We start from the raw sequence: 26,972 nt of genomic DNA, 5'->3' as shown, positions 1-26,972 counted from the left end.
ACGTCCGGTGATCATCACCTAGATATTGATATTCCAAGGCAATAATTGTTCTATGTCTGGCTCAGGCTGACAAAGCTCATCGAGGCAATGCATGATGTAATCAAATGGCGTTAAGCCGTTGGATCTTGCAGTTTCGATGATGCTGTATAGGTGAGCGCTTGCTATTGCGCCGCGTGAGGTTTGGCTAAACATCCAGTTCTTACGGCCAATAACAAATGGTTTGATAGCGCGCTCGGCGCGGTTATTGTCGATATTAAGCTGACCATTTTCAAGGTAAACTATAAGTTTATGCCATTGATTAGCGAGATAGGTTGCTGCCTCTGCTAACTTGGTTTTCCCGACTAAACGTGGCTGGTTTTGCTCTAGCCATTTATGCAGTTTATCGATAATAGGTTTCGCTTGCTCTTGCCTTATTTCATGCTTTTGTTCTGGTGTTTTATCGTTGAGTTTTGATTCAATGCCGTACAGTTTTTGAATAAGACTCAAGACTACGTCGGCTTTGCCTGTCTTGTTTTAACCCTGCACGTGTTTTGCTTCTATAAATTTACGACGTGCATGGGCCCAGCAACCAACGAGTGTTGATTGCGTTTGTGCATACGCTTGATAACCATCAACCTGTAAATAGCCCGAATAGCCATCCAGATAATTAACCACACAGGAAGCTGCCCGACTGTTTTGATAGTCGTAAAGCACAATGTTTGGTATTGGGTTGTGTTTATTTATAGCCGATGGCGAATCCGTGCCGGTACAATATAGCCACATGTAACTTTTTACTTTGTCGGCGTTGACCACATTGACCGTCGTTTCATCGGCATGTATCGCAGGCTGTTTAAGTAACGCGTGTTTCAGTCGTTGTATCAGCGGTTCAAACAAGGTAGCGGATGCGAGTACCCAGTCACTCATGGTTTTACGGCTAAGCTCAATGCCGTATTGCTTGAACATCGACTCTTGTCTGTGCAGTGGCAGTGCATATTGATATTTGCTGGTGATGATTTGACTTAATAAACTGGACGTGGCCATGCCTTTGTTGATGGCCATGTTTGGCATCTTGGCTTGTTTAATACTGTTATTCGACCCTGACTTATCACATTCACGACACGCGTACTTTGGGCGAATATGCTCAATGACTTTTATCTTTGCGGGGACGAAGTCGAGCTTTTCGCTGACGTCTTCACCCATTTTATGCAACTCATTACCACAGCAGTTACACACCTTGTCTTCTTCGGCAATGTCATGAATCACTTGCTCACGGGGTAAGTCTTTGGGTAATGGTTTGCGCTTTGGTGTTTTGCGTGTGTAGCTAATCTCTTGCGTAGCAAGCTCATCAGGTTGCTCAATGATGTCTTCGGCTTCATTAAACAATTCACCTTGTGCGTCAAAGCCTTCGGTACTTTTACCAAATTGTTTTTGTTGCGCTAGGCGGAATTGCTCCTCTAGATACCGGTTTCTCGCAGTCGCTTGCGCTAACTTTTCAGCGTGCTCTACCAACAGCTTTTTAAGCAACGCCGGATCGTTTGGAAGGCGGTTAACATCAATATTCATCCTTCTATTTTATAATGTTTTTTACCGTAAACTAGCTTAATGCGATGGTTAATATTGATCCCGCGACGATCTAAATAATGCTAGCGTTTTCGATGTTGATTTGTTGATGCCCTATGACATCATACCCAGATAATAACCAGTGTAATTGTTGCTCGGTTAAGTTTAGGGTGTCGGCGCTGAGGTTTTTCGGCCATTTAAATTTGTGCTTATCGAGGCGTTTATACCACAGGGCAAAGCCTGTGTTATCCCAATACAATATCTTCAGCTTATCTCGGCTTTTATTACAAAAAACAAACACGGCACCGGATAGCACTGACAGTTCGAGTTCACTTTCAACAATGGCCGCTAAGCCATTAATGGATTTTCTGAAGTCGACAAACTGATTGCAAAGGTACACGTCGGGCACATCAATAAACATGTTCATGCTTGCAGCGCCTTTATTAAATTAGCCACCCATGTAGGCTCAGATGAGGTTGGTATAGTTAAATGAGTTTCACCATGAGATAACGTGATTGAGGCATTCACTTTATGGGGAATGGCTTTGTTTTGCACTTTCACCAATTTAGGTGCTTTTGCAGCGTCTTGTAACTTAGACCGATATTTATAAAAGTTTGAAGTGGGTAACATGTTTTCTTTACAAAATGCGACAATAGATAAGCCGCTGGTTTGTTGCTGCTCAATCAATTTTTGCCAGTCATTAAGGGTTCTTTTTTGCATAATACCTCCAGTAGAAACTGACGATATTTTCTATTAATTAAATCCACTCTGCTAGGTGTCGTTGCTCGGACGCTTACCTTTTTTCAAGGGTTTGTACCTGCACTACTAGCACGCGAAATTTTACTGCGCAAAAAAGTAGTAAATGGTCGAGGCTGGTTAATCACATTTGTTATTTCGGTATGTTTAGCATTTAGCGCCTTTTACGAATTAATAGAGTGGTGGGTTGCAGTGTTAAGCGGCGAAAACGCAGAAGCGTTTTTAGGCACTCAAGGTTACGTATGGGATACCCAATCAGATATGGGACTGGCGTTATTTGGGGCTATTTGCTCATTGTTATTGCTTTCAAAAGTACACGACAAACAGCTAAAAAACGTTAAAGATTATTTATAGAAAAAGTTATATAAACGCTTATAAAAGCATTGGTAAAAAAGACTACTAACGTATGACCGCAAACACTAGTGATTACTCAATTAGCACAGACAAAAGCAAACTTAACTTTAACCTTATTTATAACTTTATTGCTAATAGCTATTGGGCCAAAGGCATTCCTAAAAGCGTGATGCAATCAGCTATTGATAACTCAATGTGCTTTGGTGTTTACAGCGCTCATAACGAGCAAGTTGGCTTTGCCCGAGTAGTGACCGATAAAGCAACCTTTGCCTATTTAGCCGATGTATTTATTACTCCGCACTCGCAAGGTAATGGGCTGAGTAAGTTACTTATTAAAACGATAGTAGAGCACCCTGAGCTGCAAGGGCTCAGGCGCTTTTTATTAGCAACTTCTGATGCGCATAGCCTTTATACACAATACGGGTTTAAGCCAATAGATAACCCCGCACTACTAATGCAAATAAATCCTGATAATGTGTATGGTAAAAAATAATCGTGATACCTATTAAATGGGGAAGAGCAAATTCCGTCTAATGTTCTTGTTAAGCGGCGTTGTTCCAAGCGCCCGGACTCATACAGTCAAAAAAGACTACTTCAACATCGTTACCTATGTGATCTAGAATCATTTGATGGACGCGAGTGCAATAACCTTGGTCAGCACCAAAAACCGATATAGCTACACTAGTAACACCAGACTCAGCCAAACGACGTAATATATGAATATCGTGCTCACCAAAACCCCATCCATAGATTGTCAGGTTATTACCTACTTTGGGTAACACCTCACGATAAACTGTATTCAAATAGTGACTATTATGAATTGCTTTTACCTTTTGACTTGAAGTACCTTCACTAACGAACAAAGGTATGTATTCTCCAGACTCCCATTGGCGCAATATTGCACGCAATAAATCACCACCTCCTGCTTCTAACTTCTCCTCTTGCTCAACAACATTTCTAGCGAGTATTAGACTGCCATGCGGATAAAATATTAATGTGTTACGTCTGTCCCATCGGCTTATTGATTCACGAAATCTCTGCCAATCTTCATCAAACTCACCATGAAGGAAACAGTCTTTGAAGCAATGACCATTGAAGTCACGGTTTGCATGCATAATCACCCAATACAGAGATAAGTCATAGTTAAGTGAAAGTACTGTTTTAAAAGAGCTTAAAAATAAGGCGATATCTGTAAATTGCTCTTCAACTTCGCAATACTCCGGATGAATACTACGTACAGCTTGGATCAAACAGTCACGAACATGCTCATATGCATTTTGGGTCTCGTTGTCAGTAATCTCTAATGCTAGGTTAACCCTGTTTGCTTGCCAAACAAGACGCAAAATCAACTCGAAATCATTAGTATCAAAGTGAGAAAAAAGGCGCTGAACATGATGAGTTAGCAAGCCATTATCGATTGCGTGTTGCTGTAACGAAGGATATGAAAAGCTTCTATCAATACCAATTGAAGCTCCATTTCCTAGTAATACCGAATCATTAAAGCTTTCAGATATATCAGCCCACTGTTCAATTACATATGGCATTGTTGACTTTCTCCTAACCGTTTAACAACTTTGTATACGACATTTGTCGTTTTATAAACCGACAAATGTCAATATATTACATTGCACCTATTTTTGCCACGAGATGACTTCCATGTAAATAAATAGATAACACCTAGCCAGTTTTTATTAGTGTAGGAATACACCAAAATGGTGGAGATCAGTAATATTGGACAAAATAACAATTACTGTTCGTATGTAGAGCAGTTATTAACCACTGATTTAATATTAGTATTAACAAAGGTAAAGTAATTATATTTTTTAATTTATAAAAGTGGGTGGCAGTTTAATTACGGTGTTTGAAATATTTAGGCTTAGCCCGTGCGCCAGCAACCTGTGTGTTTACGGTTTGAAAGTCGAGTCATGTTTAATTTCTACTGAGTTTTTTGCGTAATTTATCATTTATAATAAATTACGCTTTACACTGTTTTTATTGGTTTTTTCAGTAAAAATTAGGATGGGTGCTATCCTAATTCTTTGCGGTGGGGGAAATCAATAAATACTGGGTCTGCATAAATAGGTGCAATACGAATTTACGATTTATTCACTTGGCTTTTTTAGCCTCTAGAGTTTCTATTTCACTCCAGATTTTTTCGGCTTCTGCACTTAACATGGCAAAGCTTTTAATGTCGCCTTTTCTTTGTGCCTGCATGCCTTGCTCTAGTTTTACGTCGTATTCTTTACGCAGTTTTTTTACGGGATCAGGCTTTAAAAATGAAAACATTAGTATTCTCTTAATTTATTAAATTATATGTAATTAGTGTACGCATTAATGGGCTTAATAGTTCTTTGTTTGGTGAAAATGTTTACTTTGCGCTTTAAAAGCGCAAAGTAAACACGGTGTAATTTTGCGTACTGTGTGCTAGTTCTAGTGCTTACGTTTCTGGCTCTAGGCGTTTAATACCTTGCCCATCAATACCTAAATAAATAAAACCATCACTGCCTTGGGCTAAGCTGCGTACTCTGCCAATTCCATCGAGTATTTTATATTGCTTAACAACCTTACCTTTTGAGAGCTCTAGTGCGCTAATGAATGCAAATTTCATTGATGCTAGTAATAGCTTACCTTTAAGCTTTGGGTATTTATCACTCGTTACATACAACATATCGGAAGGGGCAATTGAAGGGGTCCAATGTAATACGGGCGATTGCATGCCGTCTTTTTCTTTAAGGTCGGTAAACTTGGTACCGCTGTAGTTAACGCCATAGCTTACTAAAGGCCATCCGTAGTTAGCGCCTTTTTTTATTATATTAAGTTCATCGCCGCCGCGTGGTCCGTGCTCGTGAGACCATAAAATATTGTTTTGATTATTAAACCACATGCCTTGTGGGTTACGATGTCCATAAGACCATACCGCATGTTTTGCATCTTTTTGTTTAACAAACGGATTATCACTTAGGATATTACCATTTTCGTGTAAGCGATAAATTTTACCGCCATCACGCGTGAGATCTTGCGGGTTTATGTCGCGGGAGCCGCGATCGCCAATTGAAAAATAAACATAACCTTCATCATCAAACACAATACGGCTGCCGTAGTGCTGGCCTTTGGTACTATTATGCTCGCCTTTGTATAGCAATTGCTGATCAGACAACTGCGTATGATCGCTATTTAGCTTGGCGCGCATTAGGGCGGTGTTACTTCCGCTTTCTTTGCCCTCACTACTTGAGTAACTAAAGTACAGCCATTGGTTTTGCTTGCTATCGGTGTGTAGTGCTAAATCAAGTAATCCACCTTGGCCATTAGCGTCAATGTCAGGCAATCCAGAGACCTTAGTTAATTTAGTGGTATTTTTAGGTAATAAAAATAACGCTCCACTGCGCTCAGATATTAGTAAATCACCATTAGCTAAAGGCTCAATAGCCCAAGGTATAACTACACCTTCTGCCGCTGTTACTGCGTTAACGCTAAGCGATAAAGTATCGAGCTGTTTATAGTTTTTTACGTAATCGCTTTTTGCATGCGCGGGTGCGTTAGTAGCAAATATAGCAACGGCTAAGCCCGTAATTATTAGTTTAGGGAGTGTGTTATGTGACCTTAAATTTATCATTATGGCTTCCAAAATTAATCCAATCTTACATAACCTTATCATGGCATAAATAAATTTGTTAAGTGTTGAGTTGAATGAAAAATGCACACTTACATATTTTAAAATTATCTCCTAACAGAAATTGTTTAAGCAAATTGCGCTAATAAAAATTGAATAATTACTCTATTGGGGTTGAAAACTTAAAATTTGAGCGTACATTTGTGCGCTGAAGTTTGGGCGTACACGTGTAAGTTCAAAATAATTAAGATTTGATAGAGATTTAACCATGATGACTCAAGTATTAAACCAATTTTCAAAATGGTTTTTACACCATCAAAGTTTTGCAGGCTACATAGAGCCCGTAATGCAGGTGTTTAAACCTACGTGGCGTGCAGGGCAGTTTAGGGCGCAAGTAGTTAGTACAGCTGTGCTTGATGGCGGTTTTGTAAGTGTGCTACTTAAGCCAAGCAAACAATGGCAGGCGCATACGTCAGGGCAGCATATAAGTTTAACGGTTGAAATTAATGGGCGATTATTAACACGCGTTTTTACCGTGGCTTCAAGCGCTCAGCAATTTAAAAATACAGGTTTAGTGCGCTTACTAATCAAAACAAATGCGCAAGGGCGCTTTACTGGCTTACTCAGCAGCGCATTAAAAGCGGGTTTGTGGTGTAATATTTCTGCGCCAAGTGGCGACTTTGTATTCAAAAATACACACACGCCAGTCACTTTTATTGCAGGCGGCTCGGGTATAACACCTATGCTAGCTATGCTTGATGATTACTTAAGCCAAACAACGCAAAAAGTCTCGTTAGTGTATTACGCAAAAGCCACTGAGCATCAATGTATTGATGAGCTAAGTGAGTTGGCAGCGCAGTTTGAGCATTTTTCGTTTTTATTATTAACGCGTGAGCAATCAAGCGACATAACCAGCAATATTAAGCCGTGGGAAAACCCAGATATTTACTGCTGTGGTCCTGCAGCATTTATGCAAACGGTGAGCGATTTTGCTAAAACGCATAAGCTAAATTACTACCAAGAAGCCTTTGGTTTAGCGCTGCCTAGCTTAAACGACGATAGCCAATTTAATGTAAAAATTAACGCCAGTGCCCATGTTATATCGGGCAACGATGTTTTACTGACTCAGTTTGAAGAAAAAAAGCTACCCGTTAAACGCGGTTGCGGTATTGGTATTTGCCATCAATGCCAATGTATTAAAAAGTCTGGCGTGGTACGTAATTTAAAAACAGGTGAATTGAGTGACAACGGCGAGCAATTAATACAACTTTGCGTAAGCCAACCTGTTAGTGATTTGGAGTTACAATTATGAAAAACATTAACTACGACATGCTCGCAAACGAGCTAGATGCCATTAAAATGGACACCCTTGGCAAAGTTGGCCAACAAGATGCTGACTATATTCGCTCTGTTGTACGCAAACAGCGAGTGTGTGAATGGAGCGGGCGAATTTTGCTAATGCTTGGTTTTATTCAGCCATTATTATGGGTTGCAGGCGTGTTGTTATTAGCACTTGCTAAAATTTTAGACAATATGGAAATTGGCCACAATGTAATGCATGGTCAATACGATTGGATGAACGACAAGCAACTTAACTCACAGCATTATGAATGGGACATAGCGTGCGATGGACAAAGTTGGCACCGCGTTCATAACTTTGAGCACCATACTTATACTAATATTATTGGTAAAGACAGAGACTTTGGTTATGGCTTGTTGCGTTTAAGCGATGATTTTAAGTGGCGCTTTAAAAATGTATGGCAGTTTTTTACGTATATTAATTTAAGTGTGTTATTTCAGTGGGGCGTGTCGTATCACGAGTTGGCTGCAGAGCGTGTTTTTATTGGTAAAAAGAAAGAAAACCGCGAAGGGCTTGTATCACACTCTACATTAAAGCAGCGCTTTTTTAGTAAAGGCGCTCGCCAGTTAATTAAAGATTATGCGATATTTCCGTTACTTGCAGGCCCTTTATTTTTATGGGTATTGGCGGGTAATTTAGTGGCAAACTTAATCCGTAATTTATGGACGTCGACCATAATATTTTGTGGTCACTTTACTGAAGAAACGCAAACTTTTAAGCAAGAAGACTGCGTAAACGAAACGCAAGGGCAGTGGTATTATCGCCAAGTCCTGGGCTCGTCTAATATTAAAGGGTCGCATTGGTTTCATGTTTTAACGGGGCATTTGAGCTGCCAAATAGAGCATCACTTATTTCCTGATATGCCGTCTTCGCGATATCAAGAAGTAGCGCCTCAAGTAAAAGCTGTTTTGAAAAAACACGGTATTGATTACCATACGGGTGGTTTTTTTAGGCAGTATACGTCGGTGTTAAAACGTATTATTAAATATTCGTTTAAATAAACATGTTTTAATTAACGAATGAAAAAATCGGTCTGTGTAACTACACTGACCGATTTTTTTGTTTATTGCACTCAATACGGTTGATTAGTAAACAGCACTTGCAAAAATTTCTCATAGTTAATTAAAAAAGCCTTACTTTAGCTATGGTTAAATAGCGTGTGATTGTCATACAATGGAGGAAAATAGACCACACAAGAGAGATTAAAATGGCCGCATTTGGTACCGTGTTTATGCCGCAGATGATTCAAGCTCGTTTTTCTGATAATAAATGGAGCGAGAGCTCAATTGTCCCTTCCGATAAACTTGAACTTCATGCTGGTGCGCACGTTCTTCATTATTCAAGTACATGTTTTGAAGGCTTAAAAGCCTTTCGCCATGAAGATGGTTCTGTTTATCTTTTTAGAATGGATGCAAACATTGCACGCATGCAACAAAGCTCAGCGCTATTAAGCTTACCGAGTTTTGACAGCGATATGCTAAAAACGATGATTATCGATATTATGCGTGAATACGCAGATGAAACGCCATTACCACCAGGCTCTATGTATATTCGCCCAACGCACATTGGTACTGAGGCGGCAATTGGTAAAGCAGCTGCGCCATCAATGAGCTCGCTTTTATACACGTTACTATCGCCAGTAGGTGATTACTTTGCAGGTGGTGCAACAGCACTGCGCGTATTGCTTGAAGAAGATGGCATGCGCTGCGCTCCGCACATGGGTATGGTAAAAAGTGGTGGTAACTACGCCAGTGCTCTAGCACCTATAAGTGCTGCACGAACTAAGTATCAAGCAGATCAAATTTTATTTTGCCCTGGTGGCGACGTACAAGAAACCGGTGCTGCTAACTTTATACTTATTGATGGCAACGAAATTATTACTAAAGCGCTTGATAGCACGTTTTTACATGGTGTAACGCGTAATAGTATTTTAACCATAGCCAAAGATTTAGGTATGACGGTAAGCGAGCGTAACTTTAGCGTTACTGAGCTACTAGAGCGTGCTGCTAAACCAGGTACTGAAGCGGCGCTTTCGGGCACTGCAGCTGTACTAACTGCTGTGGGTACGTTTATTCATAACGATAAAGAATACAAAGTAGGTACTGGCGAGCCAGGCCCAACGACTGCGCGCCTTCGCCAAGCATTGAACGATATTCAATGGGGTAAAAGTGAAGACAAGCACGGCTGGTTAACTAAAATCTAATTATAGATTTAATAGCAACTCGCATTAAAAAGCCACCTAATCGGTGGCTTTTGTGTATTTGGTTACTTTAAGCTGTGCTTTTTAGAACTTCATTTCTATTTTACCGTACACGTAGCGTCCGTTAAATCCATACGGCGAGAAGCTAGAGTAAGCAAATAAACGTGAGAAGGTGGTTACATCGTCAACATTTTCACGGGTTGCATCTGGGTAAACATCAAAAATGTTATTAGCACCTAAGCTCAGCGATACGTTTTCACTAAGCGAGTAGGCTACATCTAAGTCGGTTATCCATTTAGGCTTAAGCACTTCGTTACGTTCTGGGATATCTGAAGGGTCTTGAGTTTCACCGTAACGCGTTGTTCTAAGCGTTGTACGTATGTCGTCGTTTGTCCATGTTGCGCTTAAGTTGTACTTATTACGCGGTGTGCTTACTTCAAAACGACGCAGCTCAGTGCCTGAGAACAAGTTGTCTTGATCAAACCCTGCACCTTGAAGCTCTGCTGGTGGGTCGATAATATTTGTTACTTCATTTTTGCCGTAGTTATAACCTAGGTTAAAGGCTAAATCGCCGTAACCATCAGTTGCTACATTATAAGAGGCAACCACATCAACACCACGGGTTTTACTGTCAATTGCATTTAAGAAGAAACGACCTTGGTTAGCGCCTGTGCCTTGAAGTAAATCGGCAATAGCAGCACCCGATAAGTTGTTTGATAACACAATGCGGTCATCAATTAATATTTGGTAGTAATCAACCGACAAGCTGAAATTAAAGTCGGTAGACCATGTAAAACCAACGCCGTAGTTTGTTGCTTCCTCGGCATCAAGACCCGGTGAGCCCAGTGCTTTTGCTACATCGCTGCTTGGTGCAAAGGTACCTGTTTCGGTTGGTTCGCCATCAACAAATACAGTGGCTACTGAGGTAAAGTATTGCTGCTGCAAAGAAGGTGCTCTAAAACCAGTAGATACAGAGGCGCGTAGTGCTAGGTCTTCAGTTAATGAATAACGAGTCGCAATTTTACCGTTAAGTGTATCGCCAAAGTCCGAGTAATCTTCATAACGGGCGGCAACCGCTAAATTCCAATCGTCGGTTAGGTAGGTTTCAAGGTCTATATATAAGCTCACGTTGTGGCGGCTATTATCGCCCTCTGATTCGGGTGTAAACCCCGGGAATACTTGTGCGCCCGCTGCGCCAAATGGGCCATCAACTGGGTCGGTTACTGCGCCTCCTGGGCCAAATGTGCCTTGTGCGTATGAAGCTTCTTCGCCTGCATCTATTTGGTATCCTTCGCGGCGATACTCAGCACCTACAGCTACGTTTACAGAGCTTTCTAAAAAGCTGACGTCTACCTCGCGGCTAAAATCAACGTTTAAAGTAAGTTGATCGTAGGTAAGTGTTCCTGCATCAAAGCTTGTTTGGCTAGTAGGGCCATATGAGGTATTTAAGCTATTTATAACACCAAACTCAAATGCATCTTGACCATATACGGCCGATACATCGTAATTCCATTCACTTAAAAAACCTTTAGCGCCAAGTGCCAGTGAAAAGTCATCTATGTCTGAGGTAATAACAGGTAAAAAGCCATCAGGGTACACTTCTTCTATATTACGGTTATCGCTTGCACGGCGATAAAACCCGCCGCCTTCGCCTTCACGTTTGCTGTAAGAGCCAAACGAATATAAATCGACTTCGTTTGTTAACTGGTAACCTGCGTTATAAAACATTGAAAAATCTTCAACATCGCCATTACCAAAGTTATGGTTATACCGATTTACGGTAAGTTCACGTGGGTCAAGCGCGCCATCTACTGAACCGTCATCTATGCGTGCGTAGTTTTCACGGTTATCGTAGTCTGAGCGGTTAGTTGAATGGCGGTCGCGGTATTCTGTTGAGATGTTTAAAAAGCCATTATCACCAAGCTCAAACCCTATATTACCTTGCAGCGTTAATGTTTGACCATCGGTTAAAGAGCGATCGCCCCCTTCGGTAAAGGCTAAATTACCATCACTGCCTTCAGATACTGATTTAAGCTGTGGTACACCGTCCATTTCGGTTACGTTAGCACCATATATAGCCGCAACTGAACCACCGCTGCTGGCACTTTTAAGTACAATATTAATAACACCAGCTATAGCATCAGAGCCATATTGCGCTGCTGCACCATCGCGTAGTACTTCTATACGGGCAATAGCATTTGCTGGTATCGCATTTAAGTCAACCGATGATGAACCACGACCCGTTGAGCCATTTAAGTTAAGTAATGCGTTGCTGTGGCGGCGCTTACCATTAACAAGCACTAAGGTGTGATCGGGTGCTAAGCCACGAAGCTGAGCGGGGCGTACATGGTCGCTGCCATCAGTAAGTGATGCTTGTGGGAAGTTAAAGCTGGGTAATAAACTGCTAAGCAGGGCATTCGTTTCAGTAAAGCCTGAATTTTTAAGTGCATCTGCACCAATTATATCGATGGGTACTGCGCTGTCTTCTACTGTACGGCCTAATCGGCGAGAGCCAATTACGCTTATTTGTTCGATGTTTTCTTCTGCTTTGGTGTCTTGCTCTGCAGCATTTACTGAGAGCGAACCAAGTAGCGCAGCTGATGCACTCATGGCGAGTAATATTTGTGGTACCGACTGCTGTAATTTAAATAACGGTTTTCTATTCATGCTGTATTTCCCCATACCCATTGAATTATTTTAGTTTTGAACAATAAGATTAATACCAACCCGCAATAATACTTAATCATTTTTAGGGGCTAAACGTGCCGTTACCTGCGTTAAAAAACTCTCATTTACGACTGCATGGATGCAGAAGGTAGAGCAATGCAGGAGCAATTGCCGAGAGCAACTAAATAGCGAATTTTTTGCCTAGCTATCAACACGTTTTTCCATCCTCAAAATAGATCACTTAATTAAGCGGATTGGTATAAACTTTTTTGTTACCTTGAACATATACTTAATTAACAAAGCCAGTCAATTGAATAACATTCAATTAATTTAAGGGTTTTTATAATTACATTTGGCTGTTTTTTATAATGACCATTGTTTTAGTTATATAGCGAAGGTAATTGCTAAGTAATTGATGAATAGTGAATTATATTTAAAAATTAAATTTAACGTTTAGTTAACTGGTAAGATGAGGTTGGTAGGTTTAACTAATCATGAGTAGGAAGCCGTTTTTATTGGGCTGGCAATAAACAACTGTTGAGCTATAAATATTTTTGAAAATATAAAACAAAAACACACCCATTAAATGTTAACTGAATTAACATTTAATGGGTGTGTTATAAATTATGTACTACTTATTAGAACCTATACTTTAAAGCATGAAGCAATTTTGTTTTTATAAGTAATTGGTATAAAAAAGAATGCTAAAAATAGTGTTAAAATTTAATTTTTCCAACAAGCATATCTTTAAACATTACCCAATCTCCCCACAAACTGTAAAAAGGGTGTTTAAAAGTAGCAGGGCGGTTTTTTTCAAAAAAGAAATGTCCGACCCACGCAAACCCATATCCAATAACAGGTAATAGCCACAATAAACTGTAGTGTTGTTTTAATAATGCTATTGCGATTACAGCAAGAACGAGGGTGCTTCCTATAAAATGTAAGCGGCGGCAAGTCACGTTGCTGTGCTCTTTTAAATAATAAGGATAGAAAGCTTTAAAGCTTTTAAACGTGGGGTTTGTACTTTGCATAGTGTGCTCTTTTATTGTTTTTTATTTTATGAGGGTAGTGCTATTAAAGCGTAAGTTTACATTTGTTTACAGCGATAAATGGCGCTTAACGCATCTAAATAGACAAAAGGGCTAAAAGTTAATAACTTAGTCGCACTATTAATAAATAAGAATGGAACTCAGGATGTTTAAACATACTCTAGCGTGTGCTGTAATTGTAGCGCTTAGCGGCTGTTCAGAGCCAACTAATACGGTAACTCAAGAAGAAGTAAAAGCACCTATGAAGCAAGTTAACGCAGTTATATACCCAGAAACAAAAAAAGGCGATGTAGTAGATACCTACTTTGAAGAAGCGGTTAGCGACCCATATCGTTGGCTTGAAGATGATATGAGCGATGAAACTGCCGATTGGGTTAAAACGCAAAACAATTTAACGTTTTCTTATTTAGAACAAATCCCTTATCGCGATAAGTTAAAGCAGCGCCTTGAAAAACTAATGAATTACGAAAAAATAGGCCCTCCTTTTACTGAAGGTGATTACACCTATTTTTATAAAAACGATGGTCTGCAAAATCAATATGTTTTGTACCGCAGTAAAGATGGCGGCGACGTTGAAGTATTTTTAGATCCAAACAAGTTTAGTGAAGATGGTACGACGTCTATGTCGGGTTTATCGTTTTCAAAAGATGGTTCATTGCTCGCATATCAAATATCTGAAGGTGGCAGCGATTGGCGTAAAATTATAGTTATTGATGCACATACTAAAGAGCAAGTTGAAGAAGCGCTTGTTGACGTTAAATTTAGTGGCATAGAGTGGCTTGGCAACGAAGGTTTTTATTATTCAAGTTACGAAAAACCTAAAGGCAGTGAACTTTCGGCTAAAACAGATCAGCATAAAGCGTATTACCATAAGTTAGGTACTGCACAATCTGAAGATAGTGTTGTATTTGGTGAAACTGATGAGCAAAAACATCGCTATGTAGGCGCTGATGTAACTCATGACGGCCGCTACCTACTTATTTCAGCTAGTACGTCTACTTCAGGCAATAAGCTGTTTATAAAGGACTTAACAAAGAAAAACAGTGAGTTTGTAACGGTTGTTGGAAATACTGATTCAGATACATCAGTGATTGATAACGAAGGCAGCAAGCTGTTTTTAGTTACTAATCTTAATGCACCGAACAAAAAAGTAGTGACGGTTGATGCAAGCAACCCGAGCCCAGAAAATTGGGTTGATTTAATTCCTGAAACCAAAAACGTACTAAACCTTACAAAAGGCGGCGATACCTTTTTTGCAAACTACATGGTTGATGCGATTTCGCAGGTAAAACAGTACAACAAAAAAGGCGAGCTAATTCGCGAAATTACATTGCCAGGCGTAGGTACAGCACGTGGTTTTGGCGGCAAAAAAGATCAAACAACGCTTTATTATTCGTTCACTAACTACAAAACACCAGGTACTACTTATACGTTTGACGTAACTACGGGTGAATCGGGTGTTTATCGTAAGTCGGCTATTGATTTTAATAGTGATGATTACACGTCTGAGCAGGTGTTTTACACATCAAAAGACGGTACTAAAATACCGATGGTAATTACCTATAAAACAGGCATTAAGCTTGATGGTTCAAACCCTACAATTTTATACGGTTACGGTGGTTTTAATATTAGTTTAACGCCAAGCTTTAGCCCCGTTAATGCAGTATGGCTTGAGCAAGGTGGTGTATACGCCGTTGCTAATATTCGCGGTGGCGGTGAGTACGGTAAAGACTGGCATAATGCAGGCACTAAATTGCAAAAGCAAAATGTGTTTGACGACTTTATAGCGGCGGCTGAGTACTTAAAAGATAAAAAGTACACCTCTAAAAAACGCTTAGCACTTCGCGGTGGCTCTAATGGTGGTTTGTTAGTTGGCGCAGTGATGACGCAGCGCCCAGACTTATTTCAAGTGGCTCTACCTGCTGTAGGCGTACTTGATATGCTGCGCTACCATACATTTACTGCGGGCGCTGGTTGGGCATACGACTACGGTACCAGTGAGCAAAGCAAAGAAATGTTTGAATACATTAAAGGTTATTCACCACTTCATAATGTAAAAGCAGGTGTTGAGTATCCAGCTACTATGATCACAACTGGCGATCATGATGACCGCGTTGTCCCTTCGCATTCGTTTAAGTTTGCCGCTGAGCTTCAAGCAAAGCAAACGGGTAATAATCCAACGCTTATTCGTATAGAAACAAATGCGGGGCATGGCGCAGGTACACCAACGAGTAAAACAATTGAGCAGTACGCTGATATATTTGGTTTTACGCTATATAACATGGGCGTAGAGTCGTTATAAAAGCGCTTTAACAAAATAGCTAACTTTAATAGCTGAGCAAAAAGGCCGAGTAAATTAAATTTACTCGGCCTTTTCAATGTTAGCAGTTAGCAGTTAGCAGTTAGCTACTGCATAGGTGAAAACAATCGTTGATACGTTTTATAAGCGTATTCGTCGGTCATTCCGCTCAAATAATCGCAAATTATACGCATCCCTTGGTTTTGCTTTTGCGCTTCTATGTATTGTGCTTGTGTTGTTTCGGGCAATAAACGCAGCGGATCGCTAGCAAAAGCGGTAAATAACTCTATTAGCAAATTTTGACCTTTAAATTCTATTTGCTGCATTTCGGGGTCGCGTATTAAACGTTGAAACACAAAATGCTTAAGTATTTGCAATACACTGTCGTATTGGGCATCTAATTTAGCGGTGTACTTTAAAATAGGGCATTCAAAGTCATCGTTTTGTATATCTAAATGTATATGAATAATAAAGGTATTAACCAGCTCACCTATGGCATCTTTTCGCTCATAATCATTTTTTGAAAACAAACGCTTCGTGAGCGACTCAAGCATGGTGTTTAACCAGTCAAAATTTAGTGCTTTTAAATGAGGTAGAGCATGAGTTTGCCAATCGTCTAGCGTAAGTACATGGGTTGCAATGGCATCTTCTAAGTCGTGTACCGCGTATGCTATATCGTCGGCATGTTCCATTATGGCGCTGTCGAGCGATTTATACGTTGTTTTAGCGCGGTACTTATCAATAGCAGCGTGGTTACCTAACAATGTTTTATCGTTTTGACGAAGTGGTTCTACTATCCAATTGAATATGGCTGCATCGTCGTTGTATAACCCTTTGGCAGGTCGCCAATCATCCGCTTTTATAAATGCACGACCGGTTGTGGCATCGGGAATGGTATGCCAAAGCGTATTAATAAACGCGGGGTATTTTATAAAACCTAATAAAGTACGACGAGTTAGGTTCATACCGTGCCCATTACTATAGGGCTCAAGTTTTGCAACTATGCGCAGTGTTTGTGCGTTACCTTCAAAACCACCGTGATCGCGCATCATGTAATTTAGCGCTATTTCGCCACCATGGCCAAAGGGTGGATGGCCAATATCGTGCGCTAAACACAGTGTTTCTAGCAGCCCAGTTGATGGAAAGTGCGTAAAGTCGCTATGTTGCGCTTTTAAATGGCGCAATATGCCGGTACCAATTTGCGATACTTCTAAAGAGTGGGTAAGGCGAGTGCGGTAAAAGTCGTTTAGGCCAATACCCATAATTTGGGTTTTAGCTTGCAAACGTCTAAATGCAGCGGCATGAATAATGCGCGAACGATCGACCTGCCACGGCGAGCGGTTATCGTTAGGGCGATGTTTATATTGCTCTATTATTCGGCTTTGCCATTGTTTATCCATACTGCTTACTCACACATAGTTAATATTATTAAACTTTGCTCAGTATACCCATGGACTTATAAATTGCGAATGAACAAATGCACTACATAGGCTCTGTTTTATCTAAAACCCAAATACATTGCTGAAAATTCAACCGTAAAAGGTCATCAAACCCCAGTTATTCGCGTTTATAAAGTGGCTTAGGTATAATGCGCCTTCGTATGCTTGTGTATTAACCATGCATAGTTGTTGTTTCAAAGAGAGAATACATGTTAAAAACGATTTTTAAGCTTTTACTAACCGTGTTTTTTGTATGGGCGCTTGCTTACCCGTTTATACAAAGTGACGATGTTGAGCCAGATGAACAAACGTCAGAACAACCAAAAAAAGTGAAGAAAAAAGAAAAACCATTACATAATGTAAAACTGCCAAAGTTTTCAGAATTTAGTGATGTTAAAGAAAAAAAACATGCATTTTTTAGCTTTATTCGTCCGCACGTTGAAGCCGAAAACAAAAAAATATTACAGCAACGCGCTAAGCTTGAAATAGCACGCATGATGCTACAAAACGAATTACCTTTAGAAAAAAAGCAAAGCAAAGATATTGCAGCAATATTAAAGTCGTACGGCTTACCAACCACCATTGATACGCTAATACTTACGCAAGCACTACGCCGTGTTGATATAATTCCTAAAGAATTAGCGCTTATGCAAGCTGCGAATGAATCTGCGTGGGGCACATCGCGTTTTGCACGTATTGGCCTTAACTTTTTTGGTCAGTGGTGTTACACAAAAGGTTGTGGCATGGTACCAAAACGCCGTAATACTGGAGCGGCACACGAAGTTGCTGCGTTTAAATCGGTAAGAGCTGCTATTAACTCTTACTTTAAAAACATAAATACGCATCCTGCTTATAAAGATTTGCGCGCAATACGTGAAAACTTACGTCTTGAGCAAAAACCAATTTTAGCGACTGAACTTACACATGGTTTAATGTCTTACTCTGAGCGCGGTGAAGCGTATATAGAAGAGCTAAACACGATGATTAGCCAAAATAGAGCCTACTTTGATGAATAAATACATTTTTAATTGCACCATCGCCATTGCGTTAGTGCTGCTGGGCATAAGTGCATTTAATGTTAATGCTAGAGAATTTGTGATGTCGTATGACGGTTTTTATGACCGATTAAAAGTTGTTAACAAAGGCGACTTTCAATATGCGCGAGTTAATTTTTATATAAGTGATATAGCAACTAACGAAGCATGTGCCATTAAAAGCGGCACTATTTTAACTGAAAGAAACGAGTACCCACTTAACTTTACCGATAAAGCACAGCTACTATTACCGTTCGATAAGCAACTTGATACAGATAAAGCTGTTATTGTGGTGCAGCCACAAAATCCAGATCATGATTGCCAATTAAAACTTCAAATAGAAGCAAACGAACTTGAAGATTTAACGTTTTCAAAGCAGTCGTTATATACCATTAACGAAGAACTTGATGAGCTATTAACTGATTTGTCGGGCTTTTTTGTAAGTAAATTAATGTGGTTTTTATTACCAGAGCAAAAGGGCGTAGCAGTTACATTTAAAAGCCCAATGCAATTTGACGATAAGAGCATAACGTGCGAAAAGTCTGTGTGTTATTTTGCGGTTGAAGATAACTGGGAAGATGATACCGCGTCACTTGGCGATATATCGCAGGTTATTAAAGTAACGCCTTGGATTGTTAAGTAGCCCACATATAAAAAGCGGCATTTAGCCGCTTTTTTGTACCAAAATTAGTATTCGCTTTTAGTCTTTACTTGATAAGTGGTGCAGATGAATCGCGCTGCATTAAAGTAGGTTCAAAAAAGCGATTTATAACAAGGTTTTTATTTTGATAAACATCTTTAAGCACTAATTTAGCAGCCATTTCGCCCATTTTTCCGATCGGATTATCAATCGTCGTGAGTGTAGGGTACAGGTAGTTTGCAAAAATAACGTTATCAAATCCAACAATCGATAAATCGTTTGGTAAATTATAACCGTGCTCTCGAGCATATTTCATAGCACCGGAAGCCATTTCGTCATTGGCGCACACTAGTGCAGTAAAGCTGAGCTTTTCATCAATAAAATGTTTTAAGCCTTTACTACCACCGGTTTCGTTAAAGTCCCCAATGTAATAAAGCGCAGGATCAAATTTAATACCAGCCTCTGTGAGTGCTTGTTTATGACCCTCTAAGCGGTTAAAAGCATCGGCTTTGAACTGCGGACCTGCAATGTACGCTATTTGTGTATGGCCTTGATTTAATATCGATTTAGTGGCCAGGTAGCCACCTAATTGATTATCTAAACTGATACAGTTATCTTTTAATTGCTCTACGTAACGGCTCATTAAATAAACGGGCGTAGAGCCTTTACTTAGTTTTATTAGGTAGTCGTCTGAGACGGCTTCTACGTGCAAAATAATGGCATCGCAGCGTCTGCTAATTAAAAACTCAATGCCTTCTTGTTCTTTGTCTTCTTCACTGTGTCCGGTGGTAATAATAACGTGTTTACCCGCAGCGCGAAGCTCTGACTCAATACCTGCCATCATTTGGGCAAAGAAAGGACCATGTAACTCAGACACTAAAATACCGACACTGTTAGTACAGTTAGAGGCTAAAGATTGCGCTATTGAATTAGGCTTGTAGCCAAGCTGCGCCATAGCATCAAGCACTTTTTGTTTAGTTTTATCGCTTACACGGGTATTTTTGTTCATCACGCGAGAAACGGTGGCTAACGATACGCCCGCAAGCTCTGAGACTTGATAAATTGTTGCCATGTTATTTGTTCACTCGCTTATCCTTAACTACTTCGGCTAAATAATACCTTAGAGTATATATCTTAACTAGCTGTTAGTTTAGATTGAATATTTTCAACAACCTGATTAGTCAGTGTATATTTTTTCATTATGTAGGCAACAAATAATGAGCCAAAAGCAGGTAGTACAGTGAATGACAGTAAAATACCGTGTTGGGTATCAAGAGTTTGTACTGCATCGGCCTGATAACTGTAAAAAGATAACAACCAGCCTGCAATTGCGCCGCCTACAGCCACGCCCATCTTAATAAAAAATATAACGCCTGAATAAACCAAACCCGTAATGCGTACACCTGTTTTTTCATGCCCGTAATCTATGGTGTCGGCCATTTTTGCCCACAACAACGGGGTTGCCATATCTAAAAAGAATTTCCATAAAATAAAGGCAGTAAATGCGAGTACTAATTGATCTTTACTAATAAAGTAACTAAAACCACAAATAGCGGCGGCAATAACTTGTAAGCTTATATAGGCCTTTATTTTACAAAAGCGCTTTGCAAGTGGTTGAGCTAAAGCACAACCTACCATGCTGGCTGCAACACCTAGCGTCATAAATAAAGTGATTAAATCGTCTCGACCTAAATAGTATTTTACGTAGTAAACAGCAAGCGTAAGCCTTAATACTTGCCCGGTAAGTAAAAAGAATGCAGCTAAGCAAAGTGTTCGCCATTGATCGTTTTTAATTAATGCTTTAACACTTTGGGCAAAAGGAATGTTTTGCTCTTTAGGCTGTTGTATACGCTCTTTTGTGCCTAAAAAACAAAGTAAAAACAGTACAAAGCCTAAAATGCTCATTGCAGTCATGGTGTATTGATAGCCCTTAGCTGCATCGCCTTGGCCAAAGTACTCAACCATTGGCATAGTACAACCCGCTACTATTACGCCGCCTAACATACCAAATACAAACCGGTAAGACTGAATAGTCACGCGCTCTTTTACATCTGCTGTAAGTACACCGCCCAGTGCACAATAAGGAATATTGATAGCGGTGTAAGCCACCATAAGAAGTGTGTAAGTAGTAAAGGCGTAAATTATTTTATCGGTGCCTTCTAAATCAGGCGTAGTAAACGCTAAAATACTAATAATGGCAAAAGGAAGCGAAAGCCAAAGTAGGTAGGGGCGAAAGTGCCCCCAGCGCGTATGTGTTTTGTCAGCAAGGTTGCCCATTAATGGGTCGGTTACGGCATCAAAAATACGTACTGCTAAAAACATAGTACCGACAACAGCGGGTGATAAACCCACTACGTCTGTGTAGTACAGCATTAAAAACATCATAACTGTTTGAAAAATAATATTACTGGCGGTGTCGCCTAAGCCATACGCTATTTTTTCTTTTACACTGACCATGATTATTTATCCCGCTTTATACTTGTTTTTAGTTATGGGTATGCTCTTATCTTTTAGAGATGAGTTCTTTATAAGCTAAGCCACTGTTTTTAATAGTGCGTTGCTGGGTTTTATAATCTACATACACAATACCAAAACGTTTTAAATAGCCTTCTGCCCATTCAAAGTTATCCATTAGGCTCCAAGCAAAGTAGCCATGTATAACAACACCTTGTTCAATTGCATTATGAACCGCGTTTAAATGAGTATTATAATAACTTAAACGGTCTAAGTCGTTAACTTCACCATTATTATACGTATCGGGCATTGCTGCACCATTTTCGGTTATATAAATAGGCGGTAAGGTGTATGTTTTATTAAGCGATACGAGCAAGTCAGTGAACGATTGCGGGTAAATTTCCCACCCCATATCAGTTAGCGGGCCCGTAGGTGCAATAGGCTCATAAATGTCAGTAGGGTGCGCTTTATAAACTTGGCGGGTATAAAAATTAATACCTAAGTAATCAATAGATTGAGAAATTAGTTCCATATCGCCCTCAAGAATATCAGGCTGATGGTTTAATGGTAATTGATTAATTATATCAGGATATTGGGCATCAATTATTGGTTTGATATACCACTGATTAAGGTAGTCGTCTGCAAATGCAGTGGCTTTTAAGTCTTCATCACTTTGAGTAAGGCTATAACACGGCGTAAAGTTAAGCACTATGCCATTTAATGTATTAGGCGAGTTTTGCTTTAATACGCTCATAGCGAGTCCGTGGGCTAATAATAAATGGTGCGCTGCTTTACGGCCATATTCTTTACCCACTTTACCTGGGGCATGAATACCAATTTCGTAACCTAAAAACGCACTACAAAATGGTTCATTCAATGTGGCATAAGAGTGAACGCGATCGCCAAAGGCTTTAGTAATTAAATTTACGTAATGCTCAAAAGCGTAAGCTGTTTGTCTGTTAAGCCATCCACCTTCATCTTCAAGATGTTGCGGTAAATCCCAGTGGTACAAAGTAACAAAGGCTTTAATATTGCGACGTTTTAGCTCATCTAAAATATCAGTATAAAACTTCACGCCTACAGGATTTAACTTTGCGTCTTGGGTCATCACGCGCGGCCATGAAATAGAAAGTCTGTAAGCATCTACGCCAAGTGACTCAATAAGGTCTATATCATCACGCCAAAGGTTATAGTGATCGCACGCGGTATGACCGTCTGAGCTATCGACTATTTTATTGGGCGTATCGCAAAAAGAGTCCCAAATACATGGGAGGCGATCTTGTGATCCGCCTTCTATTTGAAAAGAAGCCGTGGCCACACCGTATACAAAGTTTTTAGATAAAAGCGGTGAATGGGGTGGTAGTGATAATTTTGTCATTAATAACAAACCTTTTGTTAGTCATTTACAGAGAAATCAGCTCTGTGTTTTTGCTTAATTAATGCTGTATGCGTGGTACAAAAAATAAAAAGTGTTGAAATATACAGCTTGTTCGTATTTAATTGCATATGAAAGCGCTTACATTTAAGGTTAGTGTTTATTAATTCTTAGGTCAACTCTTTAATGCTTCTGGATGGTTTAAAGACAGCTGAAAACTAAAACAGGGCAGCTTAAGAATAGATTTATAATAATAAAATACGGAGAACACATGGCAAGTTCAGCACCAGTGACAACACACACACAGTCGCAAAACTATCAGGATAAAAATTACAGTTTTGCATTAACTTCTTTAACAACATTGTTTTTTATGTGGGGATTTATAACCTGCTTAAATGATATTTTAATCCCACACTTAAAAGCCGTATTTAACTTAACGTATGTACAAGCCATGTTGGTTCAGTTTTGCTTTTTTGGCGCTTACTTTTTAATGTCACTTCCAAGTGGTTATATAGTTAAAAAGGTGGGATATAAAAAAGGCATCGTGATTGGATTATTAATTGCAGCAGTCGGGTGTATATTATTTTACCCAGCGGCGTCTTTACATAGTTACCCTGTATTTTTATTCGCTTTATTTGTACTTGCAAGCGGCATAACGTTATTGCAAGTATCTGCTAATCCTTACGTAAGTTTGTTGGGCTCACCAAAAACTGCGTCGTCTCGACTTACGCTTACCCAAGCTTTTAATGCATTAGGTACCACTGTTGCGCCATCATTTGGTGCTCTGTTAATTCTAGACTCAGCGTCAGAAGCCTTTTTAACACCGGCTCAAAATGCAGAGTCAGTTCAACTTCCTTACCTCCTTTTAGCTGCAATGCTTATTTTACTAGCCGGTATTTTTGCTTGGCTTAAATTACCAGACATTATGAGCGAGCAAAAAGCAGAAGCCGAAAAATCAGAGGTAATTGAAGGCAGTGCTTGGCAGTATCGCCATCTTGTATTAGGTGCTGTGGGTATATTTATGTATGTAGGCGCCGAAGTGGCAATTGGTAGCTTTTTAGTAAGCTTTTTAGCACAAGAAAATATAGCAGGGCTAAAAGAGAATGTTGCAGCTCATTACATCACTTATTATTTTGGTGGTGCTATGGTTGGGCGTTTTATTGGTGCTGCTGTAATGCAAAAACTACCCGCAGGTAAAGTACTTGGCTTTAACGCAACCATGGCTATTATTTTAGTCATTATTGCCATGAGCACGTCGGGTCAATTAGCAATGTGGTCAATACTATTGGTTGGTTTATTCAATTCTATTATGTTCCCAACTATTTTTAGTTTAGCGTTAAATGGACTTGGTAAGCATACCGCTCAAGGCTCTGGTATTTTGTGTTTGGCGATTGTAGGTGGTGCAATAGTGCCACTTTTACAAGGTGCGCTTGCTGATAGTGTGGGTGTTCAACTTTCGTATGTTTTACCTATTTTATGTTACATATTCATTGTTTTTTACGGCCTACGAGGCAGCAAACCAGTATTAGTGAAGGAGCCATCATAATGAAAACGACTTTTAAACTTAATGCATTAGCAATTGCAACGTTAGTAGGAAGTGTTACTGCACTAAGCGGATGTACTAACGAAAGCAATGTTGAAAAAGTAAATGTTGAAGCGCAATCAGAGCTTGAGAAAATTTGGCCAAAGCTTTCAATTGCAGTGAAAAAAGACCCAGCTATTGAAGCTCAAATTGTCACGTTTTTAGAAAATATGACGCTTGAGCAAAAAGTAGCGCAAATGATTCAACCAGAAATTCGTGATATTACCGTTGAAGACATGCGCAAATATGGTTTTGGCTCTTACCTTAATGGCGGTGGTGCTTTTCCTAATGGCGATAAGCATGCAACGCCAGAGGATTGGGTTGCACTTGCAGAAAAAATGTATCAAGCGTCTATTGATGACTCAGTTGATGGCAGTAAAATTCCAACTATGTGGGGCACCGATGCAGTACATGGTCATAATAACGTAATTGGCGCGACACTTTTTCCACATAATATTGGTTTAGGCGCAGCTAATAACCCAGATTTAATAGAGCAAATAGCGTCTATTACGGCAGTAGAAGTAATGGCTACGGGGATAGATTGGGTATTTGCACCCACTGTAGCAGTAGTACGAGACGACCGATGGGGCAGAACGTACGAAGGCTATTCTGAGGATCCAAAAATTGTTCACGATTACTCAGCAGCGATTGTAAATGGATTGCAAGGTAAAGCCGATGGCGACTTTTTAAGTGATAAGCGCGTTATTAGCACGGTTAAGCATTTTATTGGCGATGGCGGCACCGTTGATGGGGATGATCAGGGAAATAATATAGACAGCGAGCAATCGCTATTTGATATTCATGCTCAAGGTTACGTAGGTGGTTTGTCGGCGGGTAGTCAATCTGTTATGGCGTCTTTTAATAGCTGGAATGGCGTTAAAAATCACGGCAATAAATACTTACTTACAGATGTATTAAAAACACGTATGGGTTTTGATGGTTTTGTAGTGGGAGATTGGAACGGCCATGGGCAAATTAAAGGCTGTACTAACGAAAGCTGCCCAGAAGCGGTAAATGCTGGCCTTGATATTTTTATGGTGCCAACAGGCGCGTGGAAGCCGCTATATGAAAATACAATTGCACAAGTAAATGCAGGTAAAATAAGTATGAGCCGCATTGATGATGCGGTTGCACGTATTTTACGCGTAAAGTTACGCGCTGGGTTATTTGATAAACCAAGTCCGGCTAAGCGTCTTTACTCGGGTAAAACAGAGCTTATTGGCGCGCAAGCGCATCGCGAAGTAGCACGCCAAGCTGTGCGCGAATCGCTTGTATTACTTAAAAATAAAAATAACCTATTACCTATCGCAGCTAATCAACGCGTGCTTGTTGCAGGTGATGGTGCCAATAACATAGGCAAACAGTCGGGTGGTTGGAGTATTACGTGGCAGGGAACCAATAACAAAAATGCAGATTTCCCAGGAGCAACGTCAATTTACAAAGGGCTTGAAGAGCAAATATCTGCAGCAGGTGGAAGTGTTACTTTAAGTGCTGATGGTTCATTTGAACAACGTCCTGATGTTGCCATTGTCGTATTTGGTGAGGAACCTTACGCAGAAGGGCACGGCGATAAAGATAACCTTGAATTTGAGCGCGGAAATAAAAAGTCATTAGCACTTTTAAGCTCGCTAAAAGAGCAAGGCATTCCTGTTGTATCTGTGTTTATTTCAGGTCGACCTATGTGGGTGAACAGCGAACTTAACGCATCTGATGCGTTTGTGGCTGCTTGGTTACCAGGTACAGAAGGTGCGGGTATTGCTGATGTGTTATTAAAAGCGGCAGACGGCACCATCCAAAATAACTTTAAAGGTAAGCTATCGTTTTCTTGGCCTAAATCGGCGGTACAAACTGCGGTTAATAAAGGCGATGAAAATTACGATCCATTACTTCCTTATGGTTTTGGTTTAACGTATGGCGATAAAAATGTGCTAGCTGACGACCTTGATGAAGACTCTAAACTTGATAACTCAGGGCTTACAAGTATGGATATACTTGTTGGTGCACCTGTAGCACCATGGCGCTTATTGTTAAAATCGGGCGATGAGCTTTTAGATGTATCGAGTAGTACCCATGAATTTGGTGCAATTAAATACCGTACTGAGGACAAAACAGTACAAGAAGACGCGCGCCAATTTAACTTCAGCGGTGCAGAAAAAGCCAGTGCTGAAATAGTAACAAGCTTTGCAGAAGATACCATTGCCTACGTTGAAGCAAACAGTGTGATTAGCTTTGATATTAAATTAAACGAGGCACTAACGAACGATGTAGCCCTTGCTATGACTTGTTCTGGTGAGTGTGGTGCAAGCATTGATTTAGCAAACGTCGTGGATAAAACTATTGAAAATAAATGGCAGTCAGTATCAATCGATTTAGGTTGTTTTGCTGATAAGGGTGTTAATTTTGCAAACCTAACAAGCCCATTTAGCTTACACAGCAATGGTAAAGCATCAATTTCTGTGGCTAATATTCAGTTTGTGCCAAATAAAGCAGGCGAAGCTACACTTTCATGTAAGTAGTTTATTAACTCTATTGTGTGTATACCAAAGCCCTTCGAATGAAGGGCTTTTTTTATGTAGAGGTTTAATACTAACCTGCATAAATACTTGAGCTAATT

At 40.0% G+C, this 26,972-nt stretch carries 20 protein-coding genes and 2 pseudogenes; 10 read left to right on the top strand and 12 right to left on the bottom strand.

The window, feature by feature from the left end:
• Positions 1-18: 18 nt before the first annotated feature.
• The 3 genes and pseudogenes from RB214_RS09675 to RB214_RS09665 all read right to left on the bottom strand — a co-directional run bounded on the left by RB214_RS09675 (position 19) and on the right by RB214_RS09665 (position 2,259).
• A pseudogene (locus tag RB214_RS09675) lies at positions 19-1,542 on the bottom strand (IS66 family transposase).
• 70 nt (positions 1,543-1,612) lie between these two features.
• Positions 1,613-1,966, bottom strand: a complete 354-nt coding sequence (tnpB, locus tag RB214_RS09670; RefSeq protein WP_024596033.1) for an IS66 family insertion sequence element accessory protein TnpB — start codon at positions 1,964-1,966, stop codon at positions 1,613-1,615.
• A complete protein-coding gene (locus tag RB214_RS09665; protein WP_024596032.1) occupies positions 1,963-2,259 on the bottom strand; it encodes a hypothetical protein in 297 nt (98 codons plus the stop codon). Before RB214_RS09665 ends, tnpB begins: the two co-directional genes overlap by 4 nt.
• Before the next feature lie 78 nt (positions 2,260-2,337).
• On the opposite strand from RB214_RS09665, the pseudogene RB214_RS09660 reads away from it, so the two are divergent.
• Positions 2,338-2,649: pseudogene (locus RB214_RS09660) on the top strand (DUF2238 domain-containing protein); the annotation flags it as partial.
• Positions 2,650-2,701: 52 nt separating this feature from the next.
• On the top strand, positions 2,702-3,142 hold the full coding sequence (locus tag RB214_RS09655; RefSeq protein ID WP_309166426.1) for a GNAT family N-acetyltransferase: 441 nt from the start codon (positions 2,702-2,704) through the stop codon (positions 3,140-3,142).
• Positions 3,143-3,191: 49 nt separating this feature from the next.
• Here the strand turns inward: RB214_RS09655 and RB214_RS09650 are convergent, their stop codons facing one another.
• From RB214_RS09650 to RB214_RS09640, 3 genes are all read right to left on the bottom strand, one after another.
• Positions 3,192-4,193 carry a DUF4917 family protein gene (locus tag RB214_RS09650; RefSeq protein ID WP_309166424.1) on the bottom strand — a complete coding sequence of 334 codons (1,002 nt, stop codon included), beginning with the start codon at positions 4,191-4,193 and terminating at the stop codon, positions 3,192-3,194.
• Between the two features lie 562 nt (positions 4,194-4,755).
• Complete coding sequence (locus tag RB214_RS09645) at positions 4,756-4,935, bottom strand: DUF6435 family protein (RefSeq protein WP_007375469.1); 180 nt, start codon at positions 4,933-4,935, stop codon at positions 4,756-4,758.
• 151 nt (positions 4,936-5,086) lie between these two features.
• Positions 5,087-6,262, bottom strand: a complete 1,176-nt coding sequence (locus RB214_RS09640) for a PQQ-dependent sugar dehydrogenase (protein ID WP_309166415.1) — start codon at positions 6,260-6,262, stop codon at positions 5,087-5,089.
• 265 nt (positions 6,263-6,527) lie between these two features.
• On the opposite strand from RB214_RS09640, the gene RB214_RS09635 reads away from it, so the two are divergent.
• From RB214_RS09635 to RB214_RS09625, 3 genes are all read left to right on the top strand, one after another.
• The gene (locus RB214_RS09635; protein WP_309166414.1) at positions 6,528-7,571 is read left to right on the top strand and encodes an iron-sulfur cluster-binding domain-containing protein; all 1,044 of its coding nucleotides are present in this window, start codon (positions 6,528-6,530) and stop codon (positions 7,569-7,571) included.
• Positions 7,568-8,620, top strand: coding sequence for an acyl-CoA desaturase (locus tag RB214_RS09630; protein WP_309166412.1), 1,053 nt, complete (start codon positions 7,568-7,570; stop codon positions 8,618-8,620). The genes RB214_RS09635 and RB214_RS09630 overlap by 4 nt, the downstream gene beginning before the upstream one ends.
• A 206-nt stretch (positions 8,621-8,826) precedes the next feature.
• On the top strand, positions 8,827-9,822 hold the full coding sequence (locus RB214_RS09625; protein WP_002959777.1) for a branched-chain amino acid aminotransferase: 996 nt from the start codon (positions 8,827-8,829) through the stop codon (positions 9,820-9,822).
• 81 nt (positions 9,823-9,903) lie between these two features.
• Here the strand turns inward: RB214_RS09625 and RB214_RS09620 are convergent, their stop codons facing one another.
• Positions 9,904-12,486, bottom strand: a complete 2,583-nt coding sequence (locus tag RB214_RS09620) for a TonB-dependent receptor (protein WP_309166410.1) — start codon at positions 12,484-12,486, stop codon at positions 9,904-9,906.
• A gap of 716 nt (positions 12,487-13,202) precedes the next feature.
• Entirely contained in the window at positions 13,203-13,517 is a 315-nt protein-coding gene (locus RB214_RS09615; RefSeq protein ID WP_039488198.1) for a DUF962 domain-containing protein, read from the bottom strand.
• Positions 13,518-13,680: 163 nt separating this feature from the next.
• Here RB214_RS09615 and RB214_RS09610 point away from each other — a divergent pair, with 163 nt between their 5' ends.
• Entirely contained in the window at positions 13,681-15,837 is a 2,157-nt protein-coding gene (locus tag RB214_RS09610; protein WP_309166406.1) for a prolyl oligopeptidase family serine peptidase, read from the top strand.
• 104 nt (positions 15,838-15,941) lie between these two features.
• On the opposite strand, the gene RB214_RS09605 is transcribed toward RB214_RS09610, so the two are convergent.
• Entirely contained in the window at positions 15,942-17,234 is a 1,293-nt protein-coding gene (locus RB214_RS09605; RefSeq protein WP_309166404.1) for an anti-phage deoxyguanosine triphosphatase, read from the bottom strand.
• A 248-nt stretch (positions 17,235-17,482) separates the two neighbouring features.
• On the opposite strand from RB214_RS09605, the gene RB214_RS09600 reads away from it, so the two are divergent.
• The gene (locus RB214_RS09600) at positions 17,483-18,289 is read left to right on the top strand and encodes a glucosaminidase domain-containing protein (RefSeq protein ID WP_309166403.1); all 807 of its coding nucleotides are present in this window, start codon (positions 17,483-17,485) and stop codon (positions 18,287-18,289) included.
• Positions 18,282-18,950 carry a DUF2987 domain-containing protein gene (locus RB214_RS09595; protein WP_309166402.1) on the top strand — a complete coding sequence of 223 codons (669 nt, stop codon included), beginning with the start codon at positions 18,282-18,284 and terminating at the stop codon, positions 18,948-18,950. The genes RB214_RS09600 and RB214_RS09595 overlap by 8 nt, the downstream gene beginning before the upstream one ends.
• A gap of 64 nt (positions 18,951-19,014) precedes the next feature.
• Here the strand turns inward: RB214_RS09595 and RB214_RS09590 are convergent, their stop codons facing one another.
• The 3 genes from RB214_RS09590 to RB214_RS09580 form a co-directional block, all read right to left on the bottom strand.
• Entirely contained in the window at positions 19,015-20,019 is a 1,005-nt protein-coding gene (locus RB214_RS09590; RefSeq protein ID WP_182755602.1) for a LacI family DNA-binding transcriptional regulator, read from the bottom strand.
• A 62-nt stretch (positions 20,020-20,081) separates the two neighbouring features.
• Complete coding sequence (locus RB214_RS09585) at positions 20,082-21,404, bottom strand: MFS transporter (RefSeq protein WP_309166398.1); 1,323 nt, start codon at positions 21,402-21,404, stop codon at positions 20,082-20,084.
• A gap of 46 nt (positions 21,405-21,450) precedes the next feature.
• Positions 21,451-22,779 (bottom strand): GH1 family beta-glucosidase, encoded by a 1,329-nt coding sequence (locus tag RB214_RS09580; protein WP_309166397.1) that lies wholly within the window; start codon positions 22,777-22,779, stop codon positions 21,451-21,453.
• A gap of 268 nt (positions 22,780-23,047) precedes the next feature.
• Between RB214_RS09580 and RB214_RS09575 the strand changes: the two genes are divergently transcribed.
• Entirely contained in the window at positions 23,048-24,322 is a 1,275-nt protein-coding gene (locus RB214_RS09575; RefSeq protein ID WP_309166394.1) for a sugar MFS transporter, read from the top strand.
• A complete protein-coding gene (locus tag RB214_RS09570) occupies positions 24,322-26,874 on the top strand; it encodes a glycoside hydrolase family 3 N-terminal domain-containing protein (protein WP_309166391.1) in 2,553 nt (850 codons plus the stop codon). Before RB214_RS09575 ends, RB214_RS09570 begins: the two co-directional genes overlap by 1 nt.
• Positions 26,875-26,972: the final 98 nt, after the last annotated feature.

The organism is Pseudoalteromonas sp. HL-AS1 (genome assembly GCF_031198785.1).
GTDB classification, from domain to species: Bacteria; Pseudomonadota; Gammaproteobacteria; order Enterobacterales; family Alteromonadaceae; genus Pseudoalteromonas; species Pseudoalteromonas distincta.
Note: the sequence above shows the minus strand (reverse complement) of the source record. Positions and strands in the feature narration are given on the sequence as shown.